Source organism: Rhizobium leguminosarum bv. viciae USDA 2370 (assembly GCF_002008365.1).
Lineage (GTDB): Bacteria > Pseudomonadota > Alphaproteobacteria > Rhizobiales > Rhizobiaceae > Rhizobium > Rhizobium leguminosarum.
In genome coordinates, this window is the sequence record NZ_MRDL01000018.1 from 1 (window position 1) to 8,050 (window position 8,050).

Below are 8,050 nucleotides of genomic sequence, written 5' to 3' on the forward strand. Positions count from 1 at the left end.
TCTCCTGTTCCTGGCATCTAAGCCGAAGTCAGGCAGAAATTCCACTTATCCCCGCTGTGCAGATTTCCCGAGCCAGCTCTGATTGCCGCGAAAAATCTCGTTGACCTGCGAGGGACCGGAGGTCATGCGATTTGAAGTCGAGAGAGTCATGACACGGAGTCGCGAAATTCGACTATTGAGCCGATGAATTCTGGCCGGAAGTGCGTTCGATTTCAGCCATCGCTTTGCGCAGTTTCATCTTGACGTCGCGTCCAGCAAGAAGGGCGCAATCGGCGACGGCCGTTGACAAGAGCGCCTCCCGTATCTCGTAGATCTGGCGGGCATCGTTCTATTCGGACATCGCGTGATCAATAACCCTTGGGCGGGACAGGGCCTCGTCGAGGATCTGAAGCCGGAAAATGTTGCCGCACGCGCCATTGCTCGGTGCTTTGCTGACGAAGATGATCCTCAGTGCGGTCGGTTCGGGAGAAATGGTCGAAGCCTATAGTGAATCGGCGGTCGGCGGCCTTGATGGCGAGATCGGGCATGCGTCGGCGCTCATCCATATGCTCCGCTTCGGCAATCACGGGGTTGTCACATTAAGTTGTCCTCTCTGAGAACGGGCCAACGCTCCCGGCTTTTCAGGCGACGCAGGCTGCAATTTTCCATGCATCGAAAGCTTCGAGCCGATGGTAGCGAAGCGTTTGCGCGGCGCGGCGACGGGACGGAACTGAAAAGCAATTGCGGGTCGCTGAGTGCATGGAGACGAACCGTTGCAACGTGCCTGGTGATCGGTGGCCTTGCATGGTGCGTTCCCGTTTTCGAAACGGCAGATGGCTGTTCTCAGCCCGATTATTGAGGCCCTTGTGCGACCAATGGTCAAGGCCGGGTGCCACTTCCGCCTTTGCTGCACCGTAGGAGCGGAGCTTATCGGTGATGATCCGTTTGGGAGCAAAGCCATAGCGCTTCATTAACGCCACCAGCACGCGCTTCGCTGCCCTTTTATCACGCCGCTTCTGCAATATCTCTTCGAGAACGGTGCCATGTTGATCGACCGCACGCCAGAGCCAGGATTTCTCTCCAGCGCATTTCACGACGACTTCGTCCAAATACCAAATATCGCCGGGGCGCGCCTGCCGCCTGAAACTGATATCTGATGTCTGCATTGCTAAAATTATGCGCAACCCGTTAGGCAGGCAACCGCAGCCCGGTTAACGTGACAACACCCTTTACAGTGCCTACGTGGGAATAGAACACCGCTTACCTTGATCCATCTCAACTGGAGCATTTTTCGCTGTAGCAGGAGTAGGCCATAAGGCCCACTCCTGTCGCCCTACCAATCAGGCGTCGACTTTTTGCTTGGCAAACAAGTTATAAGTTGCTTGCAATGACTGTATTGCAAGAGTTGCCGTCTGCGAATTTTGTGCACTGTCGGCGTTGACCCAAACCCACTGTGTTCCGTTGCCCTGAATTGGGTATTCATAGGTGTTGTAAGTTTTGCCGGTGACGGTGACCTGATTTTGTGTCGTGCCTGTGTAGGCAATCGTGTTGGAGGGGTCGGCTTGCTGATTGAGAATGACAACGTTGGCCTTGTTTTCAGTAAGTTGTACCGAAATGAACTGGTTGATGTTGCTCTTCAAGGTCACATCATACCAATGGCTTGCTGGCACACCGTAGAAACGCGTAAATTTCGTAAACGATGCTGTTGAGCCGACTGGTGCAGCAACGTTGTTGATGCCGGATGTGTTCGTCGGCATTTTTACGCTGGCAATATAAGCATCTATTTTTACGCCTGGATCGGCAGTGGTTAGTGAAATGCTGACGGAGGCCGTGTCGCTGCCTGAAACAAAGCATAGCGCCGCAAGGCCCTGATTACCAGTAGTGCCAGGCACAGTAACCTTTACGGGAGGCTGTGATTGACTCCAAATCACGTTCACAGTCGCGTTGGCATCGTTACCGGCCGAGTTGTAGAAAACCAGCGCGTATAGTTGCCCCTGATTCAAATTGCCGTTGCAGCTTGCTGTATCACCGCCGTTCAAGGTGATCAGACGTCCGTCATTCCAAGTAACTGCTGTCATCGTCTTTTCCTTTGATTGCAACCAGGATGTGTTTATTTACAGTATGCAATTTACGGTCCCCACGAGTTCAAGTCAACGTCACTTATATAATTTTTTGCTAAAACGATCTTAGGTTTAATTATTTTGGTGAAAACACCTTAAGTTGATAGGCGGGGCCCACGAGGGTCTGTCGCAAATTCCGCGGTTAGTGGCCCTATCGGCTCGAAGCTGGGATTTTGGCCAAGTTGAAGAACGATGGGTGAACGTCAGGGTTTGGCCTGAGCTTTGAGCAACCACTCTGCAAAGTTGCGCTCGCCACTTTCATCCCATGCTAGTTCCGGTGAGAGGCTGGAATCGTAGCGATATTGTCTTTGGCGACTTCTTATTTGAGAATTGCGCTTCGATGCCCACATCGGGACGATGAACAGCCTCCTTCTCGTGCTTATGCAAGGTGCTCCAGTTCATTACGTTGGGGGGATGATCCTGCCGCGTCGGCGGCGGTCCGCCGAGATCGACCTGCGAAAAAAATTCCATATGCAGCGAACTGAACTCGCCGCGAAGATTGGTCTCAGTGCGCCGAAAGCGAAAGTGCTGCGCGCCCATCTTGGCATTGATGATGATGATGCAAGTTGCTGTCACGTTTTTGAATTCGGTGCCCAGAAAATTCCGTGCTTTTCCGACAGCTGAATGAAGGAAGCGCTGCACATGTCTGAGCTGTGGGCGAACAGGAATAGGTAGTTGTTAGTCAGCGAGGACTACGAAGGCGTGGTCTGGGATTTGCGCAAACGCTTCGGCCGATCGCGGCGACGGGCGACCCTCATCGCTATGATCTAACGCTGTTCGACAGCTTCATCGTTGGGCACCGGTATCCTGAGCTTGGAAATCAGGTCACTGATACCAACGTGAGCGGTCTCTGACTCGTTTTGCGGTTTCCAAATCAGTTGAATTCTGAATCTATGTCGCAGACGGAGGTTTGCGGATGACATTGGGAATTCCACTGCGCGATGACTTCGACGGTTTTGCCCTGCGGGCATTGGCCAAGAGCACGAAGGATGCGGCACAGGCTCGGCGGCTTCTTGCCCTTGCCGAAATCTATGATGGTCATTCACGCAGCGACGCGGCCAGGATCGGAGGCGTGACCCTGCAGATTGTCCGCGATTGGGTTATGCGCTTCAATGCCCGCGGTCCGTCAGGGCTCATCAACGGCAAAGCGCCTGGCAATCAAGGAGAGCTTTCCGATGTGCATCGCCAGGCTTTGGCGAAGATTGTCGAAATCGGGCCGATACCAGCAGTGCATGGCGTCGTTCGCTGGCGGCGCAAGGATCTGGTTCAATGGCTTTTCCAGGAATACCGGATCTCTGTGGACGAGACGACCATTGGCCGCGAATTGAAGGCGCTCGGCTTTGCAAAGCTGTCTGCTCGTCCGCGCCATTACGCCCAGAACGAGGGTGACCTGGAGAGTTTTAAAAAAACTTCCCCGCCACACTGGCAACCATCAAAAGCAGGCTCCCCAAGAACATCGAGATCGAGCTCTGGTGGGCCGACGAAGCTCGGATAGGGCAGAAGAACAAGATCCCCCGACGATGGGCACGCAAGGGCACAAGGCCTTCGGCACCACTCGATCAACGCACGATGTGGACTTATACCTTCGGCGCCATCTGCCCCAAGAAGGGCAAAGCTGCGGGCCTTGTTCTTCCCTACTGCGACACCGACGCCATGAACCAGCATCTGCTCGAAATCAGCCAGGCGGTCGATGAAGGTGCTCATGCCGTGCTGATCGTTGATCAGGCTGGATGGCACGTCACGCCGAAACTCAAAGTACCCGACAACGTCACCCTGCTGTTCCTGCCGCCGCGGTCGCCCGAATTGAACCCTGTCGAGAACCTGTGGCGATGGGGTTGTCACATTAAGTTCCTCTGGCTGGAAAGGTCAGCGGCTCGTGGATATTCAGGCGACACAGGCCGCAATTTTCCATGCATCGAAAGCTTCGAGCCGATGGTAGCGAATTGTTTGCGCGGCGCGGCGACGGGACGGAACTGGAAAGCAATTGCGGGTCGCGAGTGCATGGAGACGAACCGTTGCAACGTGCCTGGTGATCGGTGGCCTTGCATGGTTCGTTCCCGTTTTCGAAACGGCAGATGGCTGTTCTCGGCCGATTATTGAGGCCCTTGTGCGACCAATGGTCAAGGCCGGGTGCCACTTCCGCCTTTGCTGCACCGTAGGAGCGGAGCTTATCGGTGATGATCCGTTTGGGAGCAAAGCCATAGCGCTTCATTAACGCCACCAGCACGCGCTTCGCTGCCCTTTTATCACGCCGCTTCTGCAATATCTCTTCGAGAACGGTGCCATGTTGATCGACCGCACGCCAGAGCCAGGATTTCTCTCCAGCGCATTTCACGACGACTTCGTCCAAATACCAAATATTGCCGGGGCTCGCCTGCCGCCGCCGCAAGTTGCGTGCGATCTGGGGTCCGAACTTGGCGATCCAGCGGCGGACTGTCTCGTATGACACGTCGATTCCACGCTCGAGCAGCATTTCCTCAACTTCACGCAGACTAAGGTTGAACCGCAAATAATGCCAGACCGCGTGAGAAACGATCCGTGGCGGAAAACGGTGACGCTTGAAGTTGAATCTCGTGTCTGCATCGCCGAAATCTACGCCCAACCCGTCAGGCAGGCAACCGCAACCCAGTTAACGTGACAATACCCTACAAACTTATCGAAGTTCCAGCTTTGACCTGCATCTTCGCTTCCAGCGTAAGGCCCAGGGCCGAAATCACCTTGAGTATTGTCACCAGCTCCGGATTGCCATCTTTGCCGAGCGCCCTGTAAAGGCTTTCTCTAGCTAAGCCGGTCTCCTTCGCTATCTGCGTCATCCCGCCTTTTTTCGCACGGGCAAGATGACCCAAAGCGTCGATGAATGATGAGGGATCGCCAGATGCCAGGGCAGCATTCACGTTGGCAGCCAGATCGGCCGCGGATGGAGGTTGTGTAGCGGGCGACGTCTTTACGTTCTGAACGCCTCGAGACGTTTCCAGTAGATCGGCTTGAGCACTGGGTTCATCAGTTTCCCACTCATCAGGTGTCGCGCGGTCGCGCAAATTTTCGCGCAAATCGGCGCTACATCTGGCTAAGAACTCGCTCCACTGTTCCCGGGTTTTAAACGTTACCGGTGATTCCTCAGGTACGTTCAAAAGGACGGCTTTTTTCCCAGCCCTAATTAACCGCAGGACGTTCAGGACTGTGCCCGGGCTCTTTCCGTCCCAGATCATGAACCCGAAATCAGCCTCTCGAGCCATCTCGCGGTCCTTCGCAGCATAAAACTGGAAGCCCTTCACATGTTTAGGCGGCGTGATATTTTGCGTTCGCCATTCACCGAGATTATTGCGAGGTTTGTCACCGGAGCAAAATACGGTCACCTTTTCATAGGCTGCGTCCAAAAAGTGCTTCTGGACAGCTTTATCCGCACCGTTGGCGTCGCCAACAACGACTTCATGTCCATTCTCAATAATGTTGTTCAAACGCTCTTTCGCCTGAGCAGGCAGCCGCGAAATATGTCGCGAGCCGCCGATGAAAACGGTGTTCATTGGTTGCTCCGTGTCTTGGTTATTGTGAGAACGCGTACGCTCGACGCCTGCCCTTGTTCGAGCAAAACTTTGGTGATCTCGTTTAGCGTGGTGCCGGATCGGAAAACATCGTCGAAGAGAAGGATGTTCTTCCCAGCTGTATGCTGGGGATCAACAGCATAAAGACAGGACGCAAGTTCCCTGCGCTTTGCCGGATCATTCTCGTTTTTCAGCTGAGCAGTCGGGCGAGTCGTGCCGACGCATTTTACGACGGGGATCTGGACGCTTGCGCCAATCCCGTCCGCCAGAACGTACACCGGCTGGATAGCGCGGGCGGTTGACGGAGGCGCGGGGATAAGAATGTCAAATTTTGCGCGGTGAGGCTGGATGAAGGCGGTGGCGGCTTCGATGATACCCAGCGCTGCCCCCTGGTTGTTCTTGTACTTCAACTGATAGAGAAGATCCGCGATCGGCGGCCTGACGGTGTCAAATTGCATGTGGCCGGCTTCGTTATAGCCAATGGGCGTGCTGTTTGTCGTATGGAGATCGAGTGCTACCCCAGACTGCCAATTACCGTTTACCTCTTGCCAGTGGATCTCGACCGCCATCTTTGTCTCCCGCTTGCATATATGTAGCCTATGGGTTACATCGCAGCAAGGGGCTTTATGGCTGATCGCTGAGCCGGCTGGCTTGATCCCGTGACAAGAACTCTGAATTTGCGTGCGAAAATTGATTGCGAAGCAGAGCTGATGGCGATGTCCGATAAGAGCGCTTACCAGGAAACCTATATACGGGCGGCGGGAGCAATAGCCTTTATCGCTATCATCAAGCCACAGTGCGACCGCGAGGCGATCCTTGGTAACCGGGCGAAAGCACGCCTGCAGGAGCTTGTCGCCACCGGCAGGACGCACGTCAGCAAGATTCAATGCTCTTGCCGTCCAGGCACGGAAGGAACGCCGCAGTGCAACTATGGCAGGTCCTGTGGTGTCCTTACGATCAACGGCCGAGACGTGGGCCAAATCCTGATTTCCGAAGGCCTTGCGGTTCCCTACCAGTGTGGACCGATCACCTGCCCGAGATCGCCGCGCCCATGGTGCGGATAAAGAGGATCGGGAATAATCTCAAGATCGCAGCGTAAGGAGTTCAGCGATGAAGAAGGCTATTACCTTGCATTGGAACCTGTCAGGCTTTGGCAAGGGTGAGGCCGTCGCTTTCCGCGTCGAGCTGGCCCAGGGACTTGATTCGGTAGAACATCAGATCGTTTCCTTGACCCTTGCTGCAGGCGGCTTTCTGCCGCGCCAGCACCGGGACGAGTGGATTGCGTGGTCCTACCCTGCCCTCTCCGCAATCCAGGTTCTCCCAAAACTGGTAGCAATCGGATTCGAGATCAAACATACAGGCGACGTTCCGGGCTACATCGAGCGAAAGGCAGCATGACATGACGAACGTAATTCTCACCTGGCTCGACGAGCCAACGACGGCCTTCAGGTTTGGCCTTGATCGCAGTATTCCCCTGCGCGACGTGGGCGTAATTCAGAAAGACATTCTCCCCCTCTTTCGCTCTACTCCCGGTCTTAATTTCGTTTTCGCAGGCGCAAAGTTTGAGATCGAGGACCGATCCGCGATCCTGGCCGTAGTCGATGCCTTGGAACGCGCAGGCCATACCGTCGAGAACAAAGGCGACATTCCGCCCGAGATCGAGGCCCCTGCCCCCAAGTTCTGACGCCAGCAACATTCAGCAAACAAAAACATAGTGGACGGGACCAGCAATTCCGGCCGCTATTTTTTTGACCTGTATCCGGCCGCCCGTCGGCTATTTTCCCATGCCGCAAGAGGCCGCACGCTGGGCCCATAGCGCATCCTTTGATTCGGAAGACAAGGATGCTCCATCGTAAGCGCTGTTTTAGTCCCACCTTCCGGATCGGCGTTCGATTGTTGATGTTATGCCCGAACAGGGCTTCGACATATGACGATTACAGGGTTTACGCCTAGCACCAAGACGGATGAGACGGTGCAGCGGTTTGAGGTTTTCACTGGAGCAGGCCGCCGTCGCGACTGGAGCGACGAGGAAAAGCTTCAGATTGTGGCCGAGAGCCATAGCGGTGAGATGTCGGTCAGTGCAGTTGCGCGACGGCATGGCTTGTCGCCTGGTCAGTTATTCACCTGGCGGCGGCAGTCGCGGAGCGAATCCGAGCCAACGTCACCGCCGATGTTCGTACCGGCGGTGATCGACACTCCGGCAAAGATGCATTCGCGACGGCGAAAGACGATAGCGAAGAATATACCTCCAACAGTCGCCATCGAGTTAGAGATCGACGGTGCGATACTCAGGATCGCATCTGGCACAGATGCCGCGACGATTGCAGCCAGAGCTGGCTCGGGAAATCTGCACAGCGGGGATAAGTGGAATTTCTGCCTGACTTCGGCTTAGATGCCAGGAACAGGAGA

Annotated in this window: 7 protein-coding genes and 4 pseudogenes; 5 read left to right on the top strand and 6 right to left on the bottom strand. The window is 55.0% G+C overall.

Annotated elements, in window-relative coordinates; translation table 11 throughout:
* Positions 1-343: 343 nt before the first annotated feature.
* Positions 344-566: pseudogene (locus BS629_RS08685) on the top strand (amino acid synthesis family protein); the annotation flags it as partial.
* Positions 567-620: 54 nt separating this feature from the next.
* Here BS629_RS08685 and BS629_RS08690 read toward each other — a convergent pair.
* From BS629_RS08690 to BS629_RS39145, 3 genes and pseudogenes are all read right to left on the bottom strand, one after another.
* Positions 621-1,103 (bottom strand): annotated as a pseudogene (locus tag BS629_RS08690) (IS6 family transposase); the annotation flags it as partial.
* Positions 1,104-1,319: 216 nt separating this feature from the next.
* Positions 1,320-2,057, bottom strand: coding sequence for a hypothetical protein (locus tag BS629_RS08695; protein ID WP_077988110.1), 738 nt, complete (start codon positions 2,055-2,057; stop codon positions 1,320-1,322).
* 300 nt (positions 2,058-2,357) lie between these two features.
* Positions 2,358-2,741, bottom strand: coding sequence for a hypothetical protein (locus tag BS629_RS39145; RefSeq protein WP_165504959.1), 384 nt, complete (start codon positions 2,739-2,741; stop codon positions 2,358-2,360).
* 274 nt (positions 2,742-3,015) lie between these two features.
* On the opposite strand from BS629_RS39145, the pseudogene BS629_RS39670 reads away from it, so the two are divergent.
* Positions 3,016-3,932: pseudogene (locus BS629_RS39670) on the top strand (IS630 family transposase); the annotation flags it as partial.
* Between the two features lie 51 nt (positions 3,933-3,983).
* Here the strand turns inward: BS629_RS39670 and BS629_RS08710 are convergent.
* The 3 genes and pseudogenes from BS629_RS08710 to BS629_RS08720 all read right to left on the bottom strand — a co-directional run bounded on the left by BS629_RS08710 (position 3,984) and on the right by BS629_RS08720 (position 6,210).
* A pseudogene (locus BS629_RS08710) lies at positions 3,984-4,701 on the bottom strand (IS6 family transposase).
* A 43-nt stretch (positions 4,702-4,744) separates the two neighbouring features.
* Positions 4,745-5,623: an addiction module antidote protein gene (locus BS629_RS08715; protein ID WP_077988112.1), complete on the bottom strand. Its 879-nt coding sequence runs from the start codon at positions 5,621-5,623 to the stop codon at positions 4,745-4,747.
* Complete coding sequence (locus BS629_RS08720; protein ID WP_077988113.1) at positions 5,620-6,210, bottom strand: ComF family protein; 591 nt, start codon at positions 6,208-6,210, stop codon at positions 5,620-5,622. The genes BS629_RS08715 and BS629_RS08720 overlap by 4 nt, the downstream gene beginning before the upstream one ends.
* 541 nt (positions 6,211-6,751) lie before the next feature.
* On the opposite strand from BS629_RS08720, the gene BS629_RS08730 reads away from it, so the two are divergent.
* From BS629_RS08730 to tnpA, 3 genes are all read left to right on the top strand, one after another.
* Positions 6,752-7,039: a hypothetical protein gene (locus tag BS629_RS08730; protein WP_077988115.1), complete on the top strand. Its 288-nt coding sequence runs from the start codon at positions 6,752-6,754 to the stop codon at positions 7,037-7,039.
* Position 7,040: 1 nt separating this feature from the next.
* Positions 7,041-7,325 (top strand): hypothetical protein, encoded by a 285-nt coding sequence (locus BS629_RS08735; RefSeq protein WP_077988116.1) that lies wholly within the window; start codon positions 7,041-7,043, stop codon positions 7,323-7,325.
* Between the two features lie 243 nt (positions 7,326-7,568).
* Positions 7,569-8,033 carry an IS66-like element accessory protein TnpA gene (gene tnpA / locus BS629_RS08740; protein ID WP_077988117.1) on the top strand — a complete coding sequence of 155 codons (465 nt, stop codon included), beginning with the start codon at positions 7,569-7,571 and terminating at the stop codon, positions 8,031-8,033.
* Positions 8,034-8,050 lie beyond the last annotated feature (17 nt).